This window comes from Paracoccus sp. 22332, from assembly GCF_052045125.1.
GTDB classification, from domain to species: domain Bacteria; phylum Pseudomonadota; class Alphaproteobacteria; order Rhodobacterales; family Rhodobacteraceae; genus Paracoccus; species Paracoccus haematequi_A.
Map to the genome: position 1 here is coordinate 210,390 of NZ_JBQEOI010000002.1, position 17,505 is coordinate 227,894.

The 17,505-nt window shown below is 67.0% G+C and carries 13 protein-coding genes; 10 read left to right on the forward strand and 3 right to left on the reverse strand.

Translation table 11 applies throughout. The features are described 5' to 3' along the window. Positions 1 to 4 precede the first annotated feature (4 nt). From mfd to ACTJI6_RS03155, 3 genes are read left to right on the forward strand one after another with little or no spacing between them, the layout of a single operon-like run. A complete protein-coding gene (gene mfd, locus ACTJI6_RS03145) occupies positions 5 to 3,451 on the forward strand; it encodes a transcription-repair coupling factor (protein WP_440797758.1) in 3,447 nt (1,148 codons plus the stop codon). Then, a complete protein-coding gene (locus tag ACTJI6_RS03150) occupies positions 3,448 to 4,572 on the forward strand; it encodes an aminodeoxychorismate synthase component I (RefSeq protein WP_440797760.1) in 1,125 nt (374 codons plus the stop codon). The genes mfd and ACTJI6_RS03150 overlap by 4 nt, the downstream gene beginning before the upstream one ends. Then, entirely contained in the window at positions 4,533 to 5,168 is a 636-nt protein-coding gene (locus ACTJI6_RS03155) for an aminotransferase class IV family protein (RefSeq protein ID WP_440797762.1), read from the forward strand. Before ACTJI6_RS03150 ends, ACTJI6_RS03155 begins: the two co-directional genes overlap by 40 nt. A 95-nt stretch (positions 5,169 to 5,263) precedes the next feature. Here ACTJI6_RS03155 and clpA read toward each other — a convergent pair whose 3' ends face one another. Both clpA and gloB read right to left on the reverse strand, forming a co-directional pair. Continuing rightward, on the reverse strand, positions 5,264 to 7,585 hold the full coding sequence (gene clpA, locus ACTJI6_RS03160; RefSeq protein ID WP_440797764.1) for an ATP-dependent Clp protease ATP-binding subunit ClpA: 2,322 nt from the start codon (positions 7,583 to 7,585) through the stop codon (positions 5,264 to 5,266). Positions 7,586 to 7,795: 210 nt separating this feature from the next. Continuing rightward, positions 7,796 to 8,542: a hydroxyacylglutathione hydrolase gene (gene gloB / locus ACTJI6_RS03165; protein ID WP_440797766.1), complete on the reverse strand. Its 747-nt coding sequence runs from the start codon at positions 8,540 to 8,542 to the stop codon at positions 7,796 to 7,798. A gap of 58 nt (positions 8,543 to 8,600) precedes the next feature. Here gloB and ACTJI6_RS03170 point away from each other — a divergent pair, with 58 nt between their 5' ends. From ACTJI6_RS03170 to ACTJI6_RS03195, 6 genes are all read left to right on the forward strand, one after another. Continuing rightward, on the forward strand, positions 8,601 to 9,389 hold the full coding sequence (locus ACTJI6_RS03170; protein WP_440797768.1) for a methyltransferase domain-containing protein: 789 nt from the start codon (positions 8,601 to 8,603) through the stop codon (positions 9,387 to 9,389). 488 nt (positions 9,390 to 9,877) lie between these two features. Beyond that, positions 9,878 to 10,438: a F0F1 ATP synthase subunit delta gene (locus ACTJI6_RS03175; protein ID WP_440797770.1), complete on the forward strand. Its 561-nt coding sequence runs from the start codon at positions 9,878 to 9,880 to the stop codon at positions 10,436 to 10,438. Further along, on the forward strand, positions 10,438 to 11,973 hold the full coding sequence (gene atpA / locus ACTJI6_RS03180) for a F0F1 ATP synthase subunit alpha (RefSeq protein ID WP_440797772.1): 1,536 nt from the start codon (positions 10,438 to 10,440) through the stop codon (positions 11,971 to 11,973). The genes ACTJI6_RS03175 and atpA overlap by 1 nt, the downstream gene beginning before the upstream one ends. Before the next feature lie 12 nt (positions 11,974 to 11,985). Next, positions 11,986 to 12,864 (forward strand): F0F1 ATP synthase subunit gamma, encoded by an 879-nt coding sequence (locus tag ACTJI6_RS03185; RefSeq protein ID WP_126154561.1) that lies wholly within the window; start codon positions 11,986 to 11,988, stop codon positions 12,862 to 12,864. A gap of 16 nt (positions 12,865 to 12,880) precedes the next feature. Then, positions 12,881 to 14,305 carry a F0F1 ATP synthase subunit beta gene (gene atpD / locus ACTJI6_RS03190; RefSeq protein ID WP_126154560.1) on the forward strand — a complete coding sequence of 475 codons (1,425 nt, stop codon included), beginning with the start codon at positions 12,881 to 12,883 and terminating at the stop codon, positions 14,303 to 14,305. A 9-nt stretch (positions 14,306 to 14,314) separates the two neighbouring features. After that, complete coding sequence (locus tag ACTJI6_RS03195) at positions 14,315 to 14,764, forward strand: F0F1 ATP synthase subunit epsilon (protein WP_126154559.1); 450 nt, start codon at positions 14,315 to 14,317, stop codon at positions 14,762 to 14,764. 55 nt (positions 14,765 to 14,819) lie between these two features. Here ACTJI6_RS03195 and ACTJI6_RS03200 read toward each other — a convergent pair whose 3' ends face one another. Then, a complete protein-coding gene (locus ACTJI6_RS03200) occupies positions 14,820 to 15,794 on the reverse strand; it encodes a GlxA family transcriptional regulator (RefSeq protein WP_440797775.1) in 975 nt (324 codons plus the stop codon). A gap of 128 nt (positions 15,795 to 15,922) precedes the next feature. Here ACTJI6_RS03200 and ACTJI6_RS03205 point away from each other — a divergent pair, with 128 nt between their 5' ends. Next, the gene (locus ACTJI6_RS03205; RefSeq protein ID WP_440797777.1) at positions 15,923 to 17,332 is read left to right on the forward strand and encodes a class II 3-deoxy-7-phosphoheptulonate synthase; all 1,410 of its coding nucleotides are present in this window, start codon (positions 15,923 to 15,925) and stop codon (positions 17,330 to 17,332) included. Positions 17,333 to 17,505: the final 173 nt, after the last annotated feature.

Here is a 17,505-nt window from a genome sequence, read left to right on the forward strand (position 1 = left end):
GCCCATGGCCGAACACCTGATCCTTTCCGGCGCGCCCGAAGGCTATGACGCCGCCCTGATCGCGCGCGAGGCCGCGCGCGGTTCCCCCGTGATCCACATCGCCCGCGACGACCGCCGCATGGCCGCGATGCGCGCCGCCCTGGCGTTCCTGGCGCCCGATCTGGCGGTGCTGGATTTCCCGGCCTGGGACACGACGCCCTATGACCGCGTTTCGCCCTCGCCCGATATCCAGGCGGCGCGGATGGCAACCCTTGCGGGGCTGGCGCAGGGGGCGATCCAGGGGCCGTTCGTGCTGCTGACGACGCTGAACGCGGTGCTGCAACGGGTGCCCGCGCGCGACCTTGTGTCCGGCGCCAGCTTCACCGCCCGCGTCGGCGACCGCATCGACGAGGCCGCGCTGCGCGATTTCCTGGTGCGCATGGGTTTCGCGCAATCGCCCACCGTGACCGAACCCGGCGACTATGCCGTGCGCGGCGGCATCATCGACATCTTCCCGCCCGGCGAATCCGGCCCCGTGCGGCTGGATCTGTTCGGCGACGTTCTGGACGGCGCCCGCCGGTTCGATGCGGAAACGCAGCGCACCACCGAAAAGCTGTCGCGGATCGAGCTTGCGCCCATGTCCGAGGTGATCCTGGACGAGGACGCGATCACCCGCTTCCGCCAGAACTATCGCACGGAATACGGCGGCGGCACCAACGATCCCTTGTATGAAAGCGTCAGCGCGGGCCGCAAGACGGCGGGGATGGAACACTGGCTGCCCTGGTTCCACGACCGGATGGAGAGCCTGTTCGACTATCTGCCCGGCGCCTCGGTGGTGCTGGACGACCATATCGTCCAGGTGATCGACGGCCGGCGCGGCATGATCCGAGAACAGTTCGAGGCGCGGAAGGCCGCGATGGCCGCCAAGGGCCGCAGCGACACGGTCTATAAACCCGTGCCACCCGAGGCGATGTTCCCCTCGGACGACGAGTGGACGGCCTGGCTGGCGGCGCATCGGCTGCTGCGGCTGGCGGTGCTGCCGCAGCCGCCGGGGCCGGGGGTGCTGGATGCGGGCGGCCGCGCGGGGCGCAACTTCGCGCCGGAACGTCAGGCGGAAAGCATCAACCTGTTCAAGGCACTGGCCGATCATGTGAAGGCGCTTTCCCAGGACCATAGGGTCATTGTCGCCAGCTTCTCGGACGGCGCCCGCGACCGTCTGTCGGGCCTTCTGGCCGATGAGGGTCTCGCTGGGGCCAAGCACATCGGCGATATCCGCGACATGCCCGACAAGCCGGGCACGGTCGGTCTTGCGGTCTGGCCCCTGGACGAGGGCTTTGTTGCCGAGGGACAGGCGCTTGGCCGTCTTGCGGTGATCTCGGAACAGGACGTGCTGGGCGACCGGCTGATCCGGGGCGCGAAGAAGCGCCGTCGGGCCGACAATTTCCTGCGCGACACCACCAGCCTGACGCCGGGCGATCTGGTCGTCCATGTCGAACACGGCATTGGGCGCTATACGGGTCTTGAGACGATCAAGGCCGCCGGTGTGCCGCATGACTGCGTGGCGTTGGAATATGCGGGCGGCGACCGGCTTTACCTGCCGGTCGAGAATATCGAGCTGCTGTCGCGCTATGGCCACGAGGAAGGCCTGCTGGACAAGCTGGGCGGCGGCGCCTGGCAGGCGCGCAAGGCGCGGCTCAAGGAACGCATCAAGCTGATCGCCGACAAGCTGATGCGGGTGGCCGCCGAGCGCCTGCTGCGCCCCGCCCCGGTGCTGGAGCCCGAGGACCATGACTGGCAGGCCTTCGCCGCCCGCTTTCCCTATTCCGAAACCGAGGACCAGTTGTCCGCCATCGACGACGTGGCCGAGGATCTGGCGGCGGGCCGGCCCATGGACCGGCTGATCGTCGGCGACGTGGGCTTCGGCAAGACCGAGGTGGCGATGCGCGCGGCTTTCATCGCCGCGTCGCAGGGGATGCAGGTGGCGGTGGTGGCGCCCACCACGCTGCTGGCCCGCCAGCACTTCAAGACCTTCGCCGAACGCTTTCGCGGCACCGCCATCGCCGTGCGGCCCTTGTCGCGCTTCGTCAGTGCCAAGGACGCGGCGGCGACGCGCACCGGGCTGTCGGACGGCAGCGTGGATATCGTCGTCGGCACCCATGCGGTGCTGGCCAAGGGCGTGCGCTTCAAGAACCTCGGCCTGCTGATCATCGACGAGGAACAGCATTTCGGCGTCGCCCACAAGGAACGGCTCAAGGAATTGCGCAGCGACATCCACGTCCTGACCCTGACCGCCACGCCGATCCCGCGCACGCTGCAACTGTCGCTGACCGGCGTGCGCGACCTGTCGGTGATCGGCACGCCGCCGGTGGACCGGCTGTCGATCCGCACCTATGTCAGCGAATTCGACAGCGTGACGATCCGCGAGGCCCTGCTGCGCGAGAAATATCGCGGCGGGCAAAGCTTCTTCGTCGTCCCGCGCCTGTCCGACCTGCCCGATGTCGAACACTGGCTGCGCGAAAACATGCCGGAAATCAATTACCTGGTGGCGCATGGACAGCTTGCGGCGGGCGATCTGGACCAGCGGATGAACGCCTTTTACGACGGCAGCCACGACGTGCTGCTGGCGACCACCATCGTCGAAAGCGGCTTGGACATCCCCACCGCGAACACCATGATCGTCTGGCGCGCCGACATGTTCGGCCTGGCGCAGCTTTACCAGATCCGGGGCAGGGTGGGCCGGTCCAAGACGCGCGCCTATTGCTATCTGACCACCAAGCCCCGCCAGCCGCTGACCCCGCAGGCGATGCGGCGGCTGAAATTCCTGGGGTCCATCGACGGGTTGGGGGCGGGCTTCAACCTCGCCAGCCAAGACCTTGACCTGCGCGGAGCCGGCAACCTGCTGGGAGAGGAGCAGTCGGGCCATATCAAGGAAGTCGGCTTCGAACTCTACCAGCAGATGTTGGAGGAAACCATCGCCAAGCTGAAATCGGGCGAGATCGAGGGCACGCCCGAGGACGAATGGGCGCCGCAACTGAACCTCGGCGTGCCGGTCACGATCCCGGAAAGCTATATACCCGATCTGGACGTTCGGCTGGGCCTTTACCGCCGCCTGTCCGGCCTGACCACCAAGGTCGAGCTGGAGGGTTTCGCGGCCGAACTGATCGACCGCTTCGGTCCCCTTCCGCGAGAGGTGAACACGCTTCTGCTGGTGATCCGCATCAAGGCGATGGCGAAGCGCGCGAATATCTCGCGCCTGGATGCCGGGCCGAAGGGGGCCACGGTGCAGTTCCACGGCGACAAGTTCGCCAATCCGGCGGGGCTGGTCGAGTTCCTGACCGATCAGCGCGGCGACGCGAAAGTGGACGGCAACAAGATCTTCGTGCGCCGCGATTGGGCGACGGATGCCGACCGCATCAAGGGCGCCTTCGCCATCGCCCGCGACCTGGCGGCCAAGGCCAAGGCCGCCAAGTGAGCCAGGTCCGCTTCGACCACGGCCACCTTCCCGGCGGCACGCTGTTTGCCGCGCCGCAAACGGTGATCCGCGCCGATACCGCCGCGGGCGTCGGCCCGGCCCTGGCCGCGATCGAGGCCGCGCGGGCGCGTGGGCTGTGGCTGGCGGGCTATCTGTCCTATGAGTTGGGCTACGCGCTGACCCCCAAGCTGGCGCCGCTGATGCCTTCGGATCGCGAGGCGCCGCTGATCCTGATGGGGGTTTTCGACGCGCCGCGCGCCGCCCCGCCCTTGCCCGATCCGGCTGGCGTCGCGATCGGCGCGCCGCAGCCGCTGTGGGGCCGCACGCGATACGACGCTGCCGTGCGGGCGGTGCGCACCTATATCGCCGCGGGCGACTGTTACCAGGTGAACCTGACCTTTCCGATGCAGGCGCGAGTCTCGGGCGATCCGCTGGCGATCCATGCCGCCCTGGCCGCGCGTCAGCCGGTGGGCGAGGGCGCCTTCGTCGATCTGGGCGGTCCGATCGTCCTGTCGCGCAGCCCCGAACTGTTCTTTGCCGTCGACGGTGCCGGCCGGATCGAGACGCGGCCGATGAAGGGCACCGCGCCGCGCGGCGCCGACGCGGCCCAGGATAGGGCGCTGGCTGCGGCCCTGTCGGCCTCGGACAAGGACCGGGCCGAGAATCTGATGATCGTCGATCTGTTGCGCAACGATCTGTCGCGGGTGTGTATGCCCGGCAGCGTCCGGGTGCCGTCGCTGTTTCAGGTGGAAACCTATGCGACCGTCCACCAGATGACCTCGACCGTGACCGGGCAACTGGCGGGGGGCGTCGGTCTGGCGGCGATCCTGGCGGCGCTGTTTCCCTGCGGATCCATCACCGGGGCGCCGAAGATCCGGGCGATGCAGATCATCGCGGAACTGGAACAGGCGCCGCGCGGGGTCTATTGCGGGGCCATCGGCTGGATCGACCCGGCCGGGCCGATGCGCTTTTCGGTGGCGATCCGGACGCCCGTCCTGGAGGCCCCCGACCGCTTGCGGCTGAATGTCGGCGGCGGCATCACCCATGACAGCCGCGCCGGATCGGAATGGCAGGAGGCATTGTGCAAGGCCGCATTTCTGAACCTCTCCCCGCAGACCTGACCGTCATCGAGACGATGCGGGCCGAGCCCGATGGCAGGGTCCGGCTGTGGCCGCTGCATCTGGACCGGCTGCGGCGGGACTGCGCGGCGGTGGGCTTTCCGCTGGACGAGGGGCGGGTCTCGGCGGTGCTGGCCGGGCTGCCGCGCGGGCAGGTTCTGCGGGCGCGGCTGACGGTGGATGCGGCGGGGGCGGTGGCGCTGACGCATCAGCCGCTGGCCGCGAATCCACCCCTGTGGCGGTTGCGGATTGCCGATGTCCGCCTGTCCAGCGGCGATCCCTGGCTGCGGATCAAGACCTCGCACCGGCCCGGCTATGACGCGGCCCGCGCCGCCCTGTCTGGGGCGGTGGACGAGGCGCTGCTGCTGAACGAACGCGGCGAGATTTGCGAAGGGACGATCACCACCCTGTTTCTGGAGCGCGAGGGTCGGCTGCTGACGCCTGCACTGGATTGCGGGCTGCTGCCGGGAGTGTTGCGGGCGTCGCTGCTGGCCTCGGGGCGGGCACGGGAAGCGGTGCTGCGACCCGACGATCTGGAGGACGGGCGCATCCTGATGGGCAATGCCTTGCGCGGACTGATCCCGGCGCGGCTGTCCTGATCCCAAGGCACCCCGCCCCGGAGTGACGCGCGTGCGGCAGCAAAAAGCCCCGCCGCGAGGTGGCGCGGCGGGGCCTGGGTAGCGGGGCGCGGGGTTTATTCCGCGGTCAGCAGCGGCGTCTTGGACTTGCCGATGCGCGGGGCGTCGGGGCCGGTGATGTCGAAGACCGGCTTGTCGTCCTCGATCTTCACGCGGACCACGCCGCCCTTGGTCAGCCGGCCGAACAGCAGTTCCTCGGCCAGCGGCTTCTTGATGTTTTCCTGGATCACGCGGCCCAGGGGACGGGCGCCCATCTTGTCGTCATAACCCTTTTCGGCCAGCCAGTCGGCGGCTTCCGGGGTCAGTTCGATATGGACGTTGCGGTCCATCAGCTGCGCTTCCAGTTGCAGCACGAACTTCTCGACCACATGGACCACCACGTCGCGGGACAGGGCCGCAAAGCTGATGACGGCGTCCAGGCGGTTGCGGAATTCAGGCGTGAAGGTCCGCTCGATGGCGGCGGTATCCTCGCCCTCGCGCTTGTCGCGGCCGAAGCCGATCGCCGCCTTCTGCATGTCCGACGCGCCCGCGTTCGAGGTCATGATCAGGATCACGTTGCGGAAATCCACCTGCCGCCCGTTGTGGTCGGTCAGCTTGCCGTGGTCCATCACCTGCAACAGGATGTTGTAGACATCCGGGTGCGCCTTCTCGATCTCGTCCAGCAGCAGCACGCAATGCGGATGCTGGTCCACCCCATCGGTCAGCATCCCGCCCTGGTCGAAGCCGACATAGCCCGGAGGCGCGCCGATCAGGCGGCTGACCGCGTGCTTCTCCATGTATTCCGACATGTCGAAGCGCAGCAGTTCGACGCCCAGCGTGCTGGCAAGCTGCTTGGCGACCTCGGTCTTGCCGACGCCCGTGGGTCCGGCGAACAGATAGTTGCCGATGGGCTTTTCGGGCTCGCGCAGGCCGGCCCGCGCCAGCTTGATCGCCGAGGACAGCGCCGTGATCGCCGCGTCCTGTCCGAACACCACGCGCTTGAGCGAGGCTTCCAGGTCGCGCAGCACCTCGGCATCGTCCTTGCTGACGTTCTTCGGCGGGATCCGGGCGATCTTCGCCACCACGGCCTCGATCTCCTTGGGGGTGATCATCTTGCGGCGCTTGCTTTCGCTGACCAGATGCTGCGCCGCGCCCGCCTCGTCGATCACGTCGATGGCGCTGTCGGGCAGCTTGCGGTCGTTGATATAGCGGCTTGCCAGCTCCACCGCCGACTTGATCGCCTCGTTCGTGTAGCGCAGGTCGTGGTGCTTTTCGAAGCTGGGTTTCAGGCCCATCAGGATCTTGACCGTGTCGGGGACCGAGGGTTCGTTCACGTCGATCTTCTGGAACCGGCGCGACAGGGCGCGGTCCTTTTCGAAATGCTGCCGGAACTCCTTGTAGGTGGTCGATCCCATGCAGCGCAGCTTGCCGCCCGACAGCGCAGGCTTCAGCAGGTTCGAGGCATCCATCGCCCCGCCCGAGGTCGCCCCCGCGCCGATGACGGTGTGAATCTCATCGATGAACAGGATCGCGTCGGGGTGGTTCTCCAACTCTTTGACGACTGCTTTCAGCCGTTCCTCGAAATCGCCGCGATAGCGGGTGCCCGCCAGCAGCGCGCCCATGTCCAGCGAGAAGATCGTGGCGCCCGCCAGCACATCCGGGGTTTCCCCGCGCGTGATCTTGAGCGCCAGCCCTTCGGCGATGGCGGTCTTGCCCACGCCCGGATCACCCACCAGCAGCGGGTTGTTCTTGCGACGGCGGCACAGAACCTGGACCGCCCGCTCCACCTCGGCCTCGCGGCCGATCAGAGGGTCGATGTCGCCTTTCTTGGACTTGGCGTTCAGGTCCACGCAGTATTTGCCAAGCGCGGTTTCGTCCTTGGCCTCGGGCGCGGCCTCGGCCTGCTTCTGTTCGGGTTCGTCGGACCCGACCACCTTGCGGCTTTCGTTGAAGGACGGGTTTTTCGCCACGCCATGCGCGATGAAGTTGACCGCGTCGTAACGGGTCATGTCCATTTCCTGAAGGAAGAAAGCCGCGTTCGATTCGCGTTCGGCGAAGATCGCGACCAGAACGTTCGCGCCCGTCACCTCTTGCCGGCCCGAGCTTTGGACATGTATCGCGGCGCGCTGAATCACCCGCTGGAAGGCGGCAGTCGGCACGGCCTCGGACCCTTCCACATCGGTGATCAGGGTGGACAGGTCGTCTTCGATGAAATCGACAAGCAGCTTGCGCAACTCGTCCAGGTCGACATTGCAGGCCCGCATCACCTTGACCGCGTCCGGTTCCTCGGTCAGGGCCAGCAGCAGGTGTTCGAGCGTGGCAAGCTCGTGTCGGTGTTCGTTCGCCAGCGCAAGCGCCTGGTGAATGGCCTGTTCCAGGGGGGTCGAGAAACTTGGCACGGTCTTCTCCTGTCAGTCGGCTGGCGGTATGGGCATATCTTGTGCCCACCTGCCCAGACTGTCACGATACAGTTAAGATTTGGTGGAATTCAGTCGGCATCAAGTGCTTTTTCACCGGGACGCCACGATTTTCCCACGGTTGAGGCAGATGTGATGCGTCGCCGCGCGGATTTCAAGCGCGGCCCCGATGACGGCGATTTCGCCTGGCGTTCAGAACGCGTCCTTCATGGCGCGCAGCCGGGCGAAGACCTGGGCGTCCGGGGCGTCCTCCATCCCCAGGCCCGGCCGCAGGGCCGCCACCCGCAGGAACGGATTCGTCTCGCGCTCTTGTGCCAGGGTCACGGGGGCGCAGGGCTGTTCCGCCTGCTGCACCGCGTCCAGCCGGTCGCGCAGGGCCTGGTTGTCGGGATCGACCGACAGCGCGAAGGCGCCGTTGCCCGCGCAATAGTCATGGCCCGAACAGATCAGCGTGTCGGCGGGCAGGGCGTTCAGGCGCGACAGGCTGTCCCACATCATCTCGGCCGTGCCCTCGAACAGGCGGCCGCAACCCATCGCCATCAGGCTGTCGGCGGTGAAGGCATAGCCGGATTGGGGAAAATGGAAGGCGACATGGCCGACGGTATGGCCCGGCACGTCGATGATCTGGACGGGTTCGCCCAGAACCTCCAGCGGCTCGCCCGGCGTAATGCGCAGGTCCAGCGGCGGCAGGCGGTGGGCGTCGGCGGCGGCGCCGATCACCATGGCGCCGGTTGTCTGCACGATCTCGGCCACGCCATCCACATGGTCAGAGTGGTGATGGGTCAGCAGGATCGCCGACAGGGACCAGCCGCGCGCCGCCAGTTCGCGCAGGATCGGCGCTGCCTCGGGGGCGTCGATCAGGACCGTGCCCTCGTCGCCATGCAGCAGATAGGCATAGTTGTCCTTCAGGCAGCGCAGCGTGACCAGTTCCAGCGGCATTGGCAAATCCCCTTGCGTGTGATGAGGTCGAGCCTGTCAAAAGCCGGGCCGGGGCGCAATGCACCACGATATCGCCGACCTTCGCCAGTTCTATTACCAGCGGTCGCTGGGCCGTGTGGTGCAGCGCATCCTGCGCGACCGGCTGGTGTCGCGCTGGCAGCCGGGGGGATGCACGGGAATGACGGTCGCGGGCTTCGGCTTCGCCGCGCCGATGCTGCGGCCCTATCTGGCGGTGGCGCGGCGGGTCACGGCGCTGATGCCTGGCCCGCAGGGGGTGATGGCCTGGCCCGCCGGGATGCCCAACCACAGCGTCCTGTGCGACGAGATCGCCTGGCCGCTGGAAACCGGCAGCGTCGACCGGCTGGTGATCCTGCACGGGCTGGAGACCAGCGACGATCCCTCGGCCCTGCTGGCCGAGGCCTGGCGGGTGCTGGGTCCGGGCGGGCGGATGATGGCGATGGTGCCGAACCGTGCCGGGCTGTGGGCGGCCTCGGACCGCACGCCCTTCGGCCTGGGCCGCAGCTATACCACCGGCCAGATCGAGACCCAGGCCCGACGGGCGGGTTTCGTGCCGGAATGGCACGGGTCGGCGGTCTATATCCCGCCCTCGGACCGGCGGTTCTGGCTGGGCAGCGCGCAGATGTGGGAACGGGCGGGCGCGCGCATCAGCCGCGTCCTGATCGCCGGAGTGGTGCTGATCGAACTGTCCAAGCAGATGCGCGCCCCGATAGGCTCCGGATCGCGGGTCCATGTCCCCAGCCCGCTGGAGATCCTGGACGGGGTCGTGGGGCCGCGTCCCGCGCGCGCCCCGACAGCCGGAAATTTGCAGCATATGCAGAAAAAATGACCGTTAACGCCCGCGAATCGCGCAAGACCTGTCCATAAGGTGAACTGCCGCAGCGCAGCATTATGTCCTATAGGAATGCTGTAACTGGTGACCTGCTGTTAACAAGTCGTCCTGCCCTGCCAGCCCGTCATGGCAAGGGTGACTGCCCGTTTTGTAGATGTTGTCAGTGACGCCCGGCATGGGGTGACGGCCCCAGGGTAACCGCCCCATGCCGGGTTGTTTCCATGCCTTTCTGCGGCAGGCGCGAGGGCCGCCACGCGCCCCTGTCAGCGGCTTTCTCCGACCCGTTCCGGCATATGGAGATCCGAAGGTGGCAATCCCTCACATTTCCGCGTTCTAGCCGGTTGCCCGAGCCGTTTTCACCTGCTAGAGACGCCGCAGATTTCCGAACGGCCCTCCATAAGCCGTGCGACTGCGACCCGCACCCCGCGACAGACCGGCACCCGCCGGCCCGCCAGTGGGGCTTGCGCAAACCGTAAAGGATGACCGTGGCCAACTCTGTTTCCATGTCCCAGAGCATCGCCGGGCGCTATGCGCAGGCCGTCTTCGACATCGCCAAGGAAGACGGGGGCCTGGACGCCCTGGCCCGGCAGACCGAGGATCTGGGCGCGGCGCTGTCGGACAGCGCCGATTTGCACGACCTGATCAGCTCTCCGATCTATACCCGCGACGATCAGGCCCGCGCCATCGGCGCGCTGGCGCAGAAGATGGGCTTTTCGCCGGTGCTGGCCAACACGCTGCAACTGATGGCCAGGAACCGCCGCCTGTTCGTGCTGCCGCAACTGGTGCGCCAGTTGCAGGCGCTGATCGCGGCCGAGCGCGGCGAGGTCACCGCCGAGGTGACAAGCGCCGTCGCGCTGACCGACGACCAGCAGACCCGCCTGCGCGACACCCTGGCGCAGAAGTCCGGCAAGAAGGTCAAACTGAACACCCGCGTCGATGAGGCCCTCATCGGCGGCATGATTGTCAAGCTTGGTTCGCAGATGATCGACAGCTCGATCCGCTCGAAGCTCGCTTCCCTCCAGAATGCTATGAAAGAGGTCGGATAATGGGAATCCAGGCAGCCGAGATCTCGGCCATCCTCAAGGATCAGATCAGGAATTTCGGCCAAGAGGCCGAGGTGGCCGAGGTCGGGCAGGTGCTGTCCGTCGGTGACGGCATCGCCCGCGTCTATGGCCTGGACAAGGTGCAGGCCGGCGAGATGGTCGAGTTCCCCGGCGGCATCCGCGGGATGGTGCTGAACCTTGAAACCGACAACGTCGGGATCGTGATCTTCGGCGACGACCGTTCGATCAAGGAAGGCGACACCGTCAAGCGCACCCGGTCCATCGTGGACGTGCCGGTCGGCAAGGCGCTGCTGGGCCGCGTCGTGGACGGCCTGGGCAACCCCATCGACGGCAAGGGCCCGATCGAGGCGACCGAACGCCGCATCGCCGACGTGAAGGCGCCGGGCATCATGCCGCGCAAATCGGTGCATGAGCCGATGGCCACCGGCCTGAAGGCCGTGGACGCGATGATCCCGGTCGGCCGCGGCCAGCGGGAACTGATCATCGGCGACCGCCAGACCGGCAAGACCGCCATCGCGCTGGACACCATCCTGAACCAGCTGAACTACAACGGCCGCGAAAACGACGGCATGAAGACGCTGCATTGCGTCTATGTCGCCGTGGGCCAGAAGCGTTCGACCGTGGCCCAGCTTGTCAAGAAGCTGGAAGAAACCGGCGCCATGGCCTATACGACCGTCGTCGCCGCGACCGCCTCGGACCCCGCGCCGATGCAGTTCCTGGCGCCCTATTCGGGCACCGCGATCGGCGAATACTTCCGCGACAACGGCATGGACGCGCTGATCATCTATGACGACCTGTCCAAGCAGGCCGTGGCCTACCGCCAGATGTCGCTGCTGCTGCGCCGTCCGCCCGGCCGTGAAGCCTATCCGGGCGACGTGTTCTATCTGCATTCCCGCCTGCTGGAGCGTTCGGCCAAGCTGAACGAGGCCAACGGAGCCGGGTCGCTGACCGCGCTGCCGATCATCGAAACCCAGGCGGGCGACGTGTCGGCCTATATCCCGACCAACGTGATCTCGATCACCGACGGCCAGATCTTCCTGGAAACCGAGCTGTTCTTCCAGGGCATTCGCCCGGCCGTGAACACCGGTCTGTCAGTGTCGCGCGTGGGCTCGGCCGCCCAGACCAAGGCGATGAAGTCGGTCGCCGGCCCGGTCAAGCTGGAACTGGCCCAGTATCGCGAGATGGCGGCCTTCGCGCAGTTCGGGTCCGACCTGGATGCCGCGACGCAGCGCCTGCTGAACCGCGGTTCGCGCCTGACCGAGCTGATGAAGCAGCCTCAATATCGCCCGCTGACCAACGCGGAAATCGTGATCGTGATCTATGCCGGGACCAAGGGCTATATCGACAACGTTCCGGTCAAGGATGTCGTCGCCTGGGAAGAAGGGTTGATCCAGTTCCTGCGCAACCAGAAGTCGGACCTGCTGGACGACATGACCCGCAACGACCGCAAGGTCTCGGGCGAACTGGAAGAAGCTATCAAGGCGGCTTTGGACGCGTACAACAAGACCCGCGCCTGAGAGGGGGAATAGATGCCCAGTCTCAAGGATCTCAAGAACCGGATCGGAAGCGTCAAGAACACGCGGAAGATCACCAAGGCGATGCAGATGGTCGCCGCCGCGAAACTGCGCCGCGCGCAGGAAGCGGCGGAAGCCGCGCGTCCCTATGCCGACCGGATGGCGGCGGTGATGGCAGGGCTGACCGCGAATGCGGCCGGTTCCGCGTCCGCGCCGCGCCTGCTGGCCGGGACCGGCGCCGACCGCAAGCATCTGCTGGTCGTGATGACCTCGGAACGCGGCCTGGCGGGGGGCTTCAACAGCACCATCGTCAAGCTGGCCCGGCAATATGCCGACCGGCTGCGGGGTGAAGGGAAAGAGGTCGCGATCCTGACCGTCGGCAAGAAGGGCCGCGAGCAGCTGAAGCGCGAATACGGCAGCCTGTTCGTCAGCCATGTCGACATGTCCGAGGTGAAGCGCGTGGGTTACGACAATGCCCGCGCCATCGCCGACGACGTGCTGGATCGCTTCGAGGCGGGCGATTTCGACGTGGCGACGCTGTTCTACAACCGCTTCGAATCGGTGATCAGCCAGGTTCCGACCGCCCGCCAGATCATCCCGGCCGAACTGCCCGAGGGCGGAGCGACCGGCGGTGCCTCGGCGCTGTACGACTACGAGCCCGGAGAGGAGGCCATCCTGGCCGACCTGTTGCCGCGTTCGGTCGCGACGCAGGTCTTCGCGGCGCTTCTGGAAAATGCGGCGTCCGAACAGGGCGCGCGGATGACGGCCATGGACAACGCCACGCGCAACGCGGGCGACATGATCGACCGTCTGACGACCGAGTACAACCGCTCGCGTCAGGCCGCGATCACCAAGGAACTCATCGAAATCATCTCGGGCGCCGAGGCGCTCTGACACGTAGGGGTAAGACATGGCAGAGGCCACTGGTAAAATCACGCAGGTGATCGGCGCCGTCGTTGACGTGCAGTTCGACAGCCACCTGCCGGCGATTCTGAACGCGCTGGAAACGCATAACAACGGCAAGAAGCTGATCCTGGAAGTGGCGCAGCATCTGGGCGAGAACACTGTCCGCACCATCGCCATGGATTCGACCGAAGGTCTGGTCCGCGGCGAGCCGGTCAGCGACACCGGCGGCCCGATCACGGTTCCGGTCGGCGACGTGACGCTGGGCCGCATCCTGAACGTCGTGGGCGAGCCGGTCGACGAGGGCGAACCCCTGAACGTCAGCGAACGCCGCGCGATCCACCAGCCCGCGCCGGAATTCGCGCAGCAGGCGACCTCGTCCGAGATCCTCGTCACCGGCATCAAGGTCATCGACCTGCTGGCGCCTTACTCCAAGGGCGGCAAGATCGGCCTGTTCGGCGGCGCCGGCGTGGGCAAGACGGTTCTGATCATGGAACTGATCAACAACATCGCCAAAGTGCATTCGGGCTATTCCGTGTTCGCGGGCGTGGGCGAACGTACCCGTGAAGGCAACGACCTGTATCACGAGATGGTGGAATCGGGCGTCATCAAGCCGGACAACCTGGCCGAGTCGCAAGTGGCCCTGGTTTACGGCCAGATGAACGAGCCTCCGGGGGCGCGGATGCGCGTGGCGCTGACCGGCCTGACCGTGGCCGAACAGTTCCGCGACGCCACCGGAACCGACGTTCTGTTCTTCGTGGACAACATCTTCCGCTTCACGCAGGCCGGTTCGGAAGTGTCGGCCCTGCTGGGCCGGATCCCGTCCGCCGTGGGCTATCAACCGACGCTGGCCACCGACATGGGCGCGATGCAGGAACGCATCACCTCGACCAAGAACGGCTCGATCACCTCGATCCAGGCCGTCTATGTTCCGGCCGACGACCTGACCGACCCGGCGCCCGCCACGACCTTCGCCCACCTGGACGCCACGACCGTGCTGTCGCGCGCGATCTCGGAACTGGGCATCTATCCGGCCGTGGACCCGCTGGATTCGAACAGCCGTATCCTCGACCCCGCCGTCGTGGGTGAAGAGCATTATCAGGTCGCCCGCGACGTGCAGGGCATCCTGCAAAAGTACAAGTCGCTTCAGGACATCATCGCCATCCTGGGGATGGACGAACTGTCCGAAGAGGACAAGCTGACCGTGGCCCGCGCCCGCAAGATCCAGCGCTTCCTGTCGCAGCCCTTCGACGTGGCCAAGGTCTTTACCGGGTCCGACGGCGTTCAGGTGCCGCTGGAAAAGACCATCGCGTCCTTCAAGGCCGTGGTTGCCGGTGAATACGACCACCTGCCGGAATCGGCCTTCTACATGGTCGGCGACATCGAGGACGTGAAGGCGAAGGCCCAGCGTCTCGCGGCAGAAGCCGCGTAAGGGGGCGAAATGGCCGATACCATGCAGTTCGACCTCGTGTCGCCGGAACGGAGCCTTGTCTCGGTCCCGGTGCGCGAGGTGCGCCTGCCGGGCACGGACGGCGACCTGACCGCCATGCCCGGCCATGCGCCCACCATCGTCACGCTGCGGCCGGGTCTGGTCACGGCGATCGGCGCCGACGGATCGCAGACGGAGTTCGCCGTGACCGGCGGCTTTGTCGAGATCGGTCCCGATTCGGTCAGCCTGCTGGCAGAACGCGGCCATCCGCGCGAGGAAGTGACCCAGGCCGTCTTCAACGAGATGATGACCGAGGCGCATCGCACTCGCCGCAATCTGGAAAGCAAGCGCGACGCGGTGGGCGATGATGTCGTCACCGCCGCCGTCAAGCTGCTGGCGGATATGGAGGCCCTGGGCACCCATATCGGCCTGGATCCGAACCAATCGACCGTGCCCGACTAAGGGCTGGTCCGTGGTGACTGAAAGACCCCGGTGCGGATCCCGCTCCGGGGTTTTTTCATGCCTGCGGCGGCGCCCCCGTCCCGCGTTCGCGGTAAGGCGTGCCGCCATACAGCGCCCGGTAGCATTTGGAAAAATGCGACGGGCTGGAAAAGCCCGAGGCGAGGGCGACCTCGATGATCGACATGTCGGTCTGCATCAGCAGGTTGCGGGCGCGGGCCAAGCGCGTTTCCATGTAATACCGCTTGGGGCTGCGGTTCAGGTAACGGCGAAACAGCCGCTCCAGCTGGCGGGTGGACATGCCCGCATCCGCGGCAAGCTGGGCCGGGCTGATCGGGTCTTCCAGGTTGCCCTCCATCCGCGCGATGACGGCAGCCAGCTTGGGGTGGCGGACGCCGATCCGGGTGGGGATCGACAGCCGCTGGCGGTCCTGGTTGGTGCGGATGGTGGTGTGCAGCATCTGGTCCGCGACCTCGGTCGCCAAGGCCTCGCCATACGCCTCGGCGATCAGGTGCAGCATCATGTCGATCGAGGACGTGCCCCCTGCCGCCGTCAGCCGGTTGCCGTCCTTGACGAAGACCGACCGATACAGGTCGACCTGCGGAAAGGCCTCGGCGAAGCCGTCGTGGTTTTCCCAGTGGATCGTGGCCTTGCGCGCGTCCAGCAGCCCCGCCTCGGCCAGGATCCAGGCGCCCGTGCAGACTGCCCCCATCGTCGCGCCGCCGCGCGCCTGCTTGCGCAGCCAGGTCAGCACGGGCCGGGTCGCCTCGCGCGCGATCTCGGTGCCGCCGCAGACGATGATCGTGTCGTCGCGTTCGGCCGTCGTGTCGTCCAGTCCCCCGTCCAGGGCGACCCTGGCGCCGTTCGAGCAGGTGGCCCAGTCCTTGCCTGTCCCGACCAGCCGCCAGGCATAGAGGTTCCGCCCGGCGGCGCGGTTGGCCAGCCGCAGCGGCTCGACGGCTGCGGTGAAGGGCAGCATGGTGAACCGTTCCAGCAGAAGGAAGGTGAACCGGCGGGGCTTTTCGGATGGCATGGGGCTGTCTTCGCGCGTGTTCGCGCCACATCATCAGGGTTTTCCCGCTGCCGCAAGAGGATCCGCCACCTTCCCCTTGCTGCCGTTCGCGTCTATATCAACACGATCATTTCCAAGGAGTGCGTGCCATGACGCAGGAGAACCGCAAGACCGCCACCCAAACCTGGGACAAGGCCGGCTGGCGCGCCTATCCCCGCGTCCAGATGCCTGACTATACCGACCCCGCTGCGTTGCAGGCGGCCGAGGCGCAGCTGCGCCGTTATCCCCCCCTGGTCTTTGCCGGAGAGGCGCGGCGCCTGAAGGCCCAGCTTGCCTTGGCCGCCGAGGGCCGGGCCTTCCTGCTGCAAGGCGGCGACTGCGCCGAAAGCTTTGCCGAATTCAGCGCCGACAATATCCGCGACACCTTCAAGCTGCTGTTGCAGATGGCGGTCGTGCTGACCTGGGGCGCCCAGATGCCGGTCATCAAGGTCGGTCGGATGGCGGGGCAGTTCGCCAAGCCCCGCAGCGCCCCGACCGAGGTCGTCGATGGCGTGGAACTGCCCAGCTATCGCGGCGACATCGTCAACGGCTTCGACTTCACGGCCGAGGCGCGGATCCCCGATCCGCAGCGGATGCTGGCGGCCTACACCCAGGCGGCGGCCTCGTTGAACCTGCTGCGGGCGTTCTCGACCGGCGGTTTCGCGGACATGCACCGCGTGCAAAGCTGGATCGCCGATTTCGTCGGCGGCCCCGAGGCTGCGAAATACCGCGACATCGCGAACCGCATCAGCGACGCGATGGCCTTCATGCAGGCCGCCGGGGTCAATTCCGACACCGCGCATCAGCTGTCCAAGGTCGATTTCTATACCAGCCACGAAGCCCTGCTGCTCGAATACGAAGAAGCCCTAGCCCGCGTCGATTCGACCACTGGCCTGCCGGTGGCGGGGTCGGGCCACATGATCTGGATCGGCGACCGCACCCGCCAGGTGGACGGCGCGCATGTCGAATTCTGCCGGGGCGTGCAGAACCCCATCGGGTTGAAATGCGGCCCGACGACCACGGCGGACGACCTGAAGGCGCTGATGGCCAAGCTGAACCCCGAAAACGAGGCGGGGCGGCTGACGCTGATCGCGCGGTTCGGGGCGGGAAAGGTGGGCGACCACCTGCCGCGCCTGATCCAGACGGTGCAGTCCGAGGGTGCGAACGTGGTCTGGTCCTGCGACCCGATGCACGGCAACGTCATCAAGTCCTCGACCGGCTACAAGACGCGGGCCTTCGATTCGATCCTGCGCGAGGTGCGCGAGTTCTTCGCCGTCCACAAGGCCTGCGGCACGATCCCCGGCGGCGTGCATTTCGAGATGACCGGCAAGGACGTGACCGAATGCACCGGCGGCGTCCGCGCCGTGACAGACGAGGATCTGTCAGACCGTTATCACACCGCCTGCGACCCTCGCCTGAACGCCAGTCAGTCGCTGGAACTCGCCTTCCTGGTGGCCGAGGAACTGCGCAACCGCCGCGAGGCCGCGATCCGGCCCCGGCCCGACGCCGTGGCCGTCTGACCTGCCGGCGGCCGCCCCCTTGCCGGGCGGCTGTCCTCATCTGCGCCGCGGTCAGCAGGGAGCACAGGTCCGGGCGGCAGGATCCGCATTCGTGCCCGCGCCAAGCGCGGCCGATCGCCTCGACCGTTATCGGCTTCTTGCGGCGACTCCTTCCAAGCCGGGGCTCACGCCAC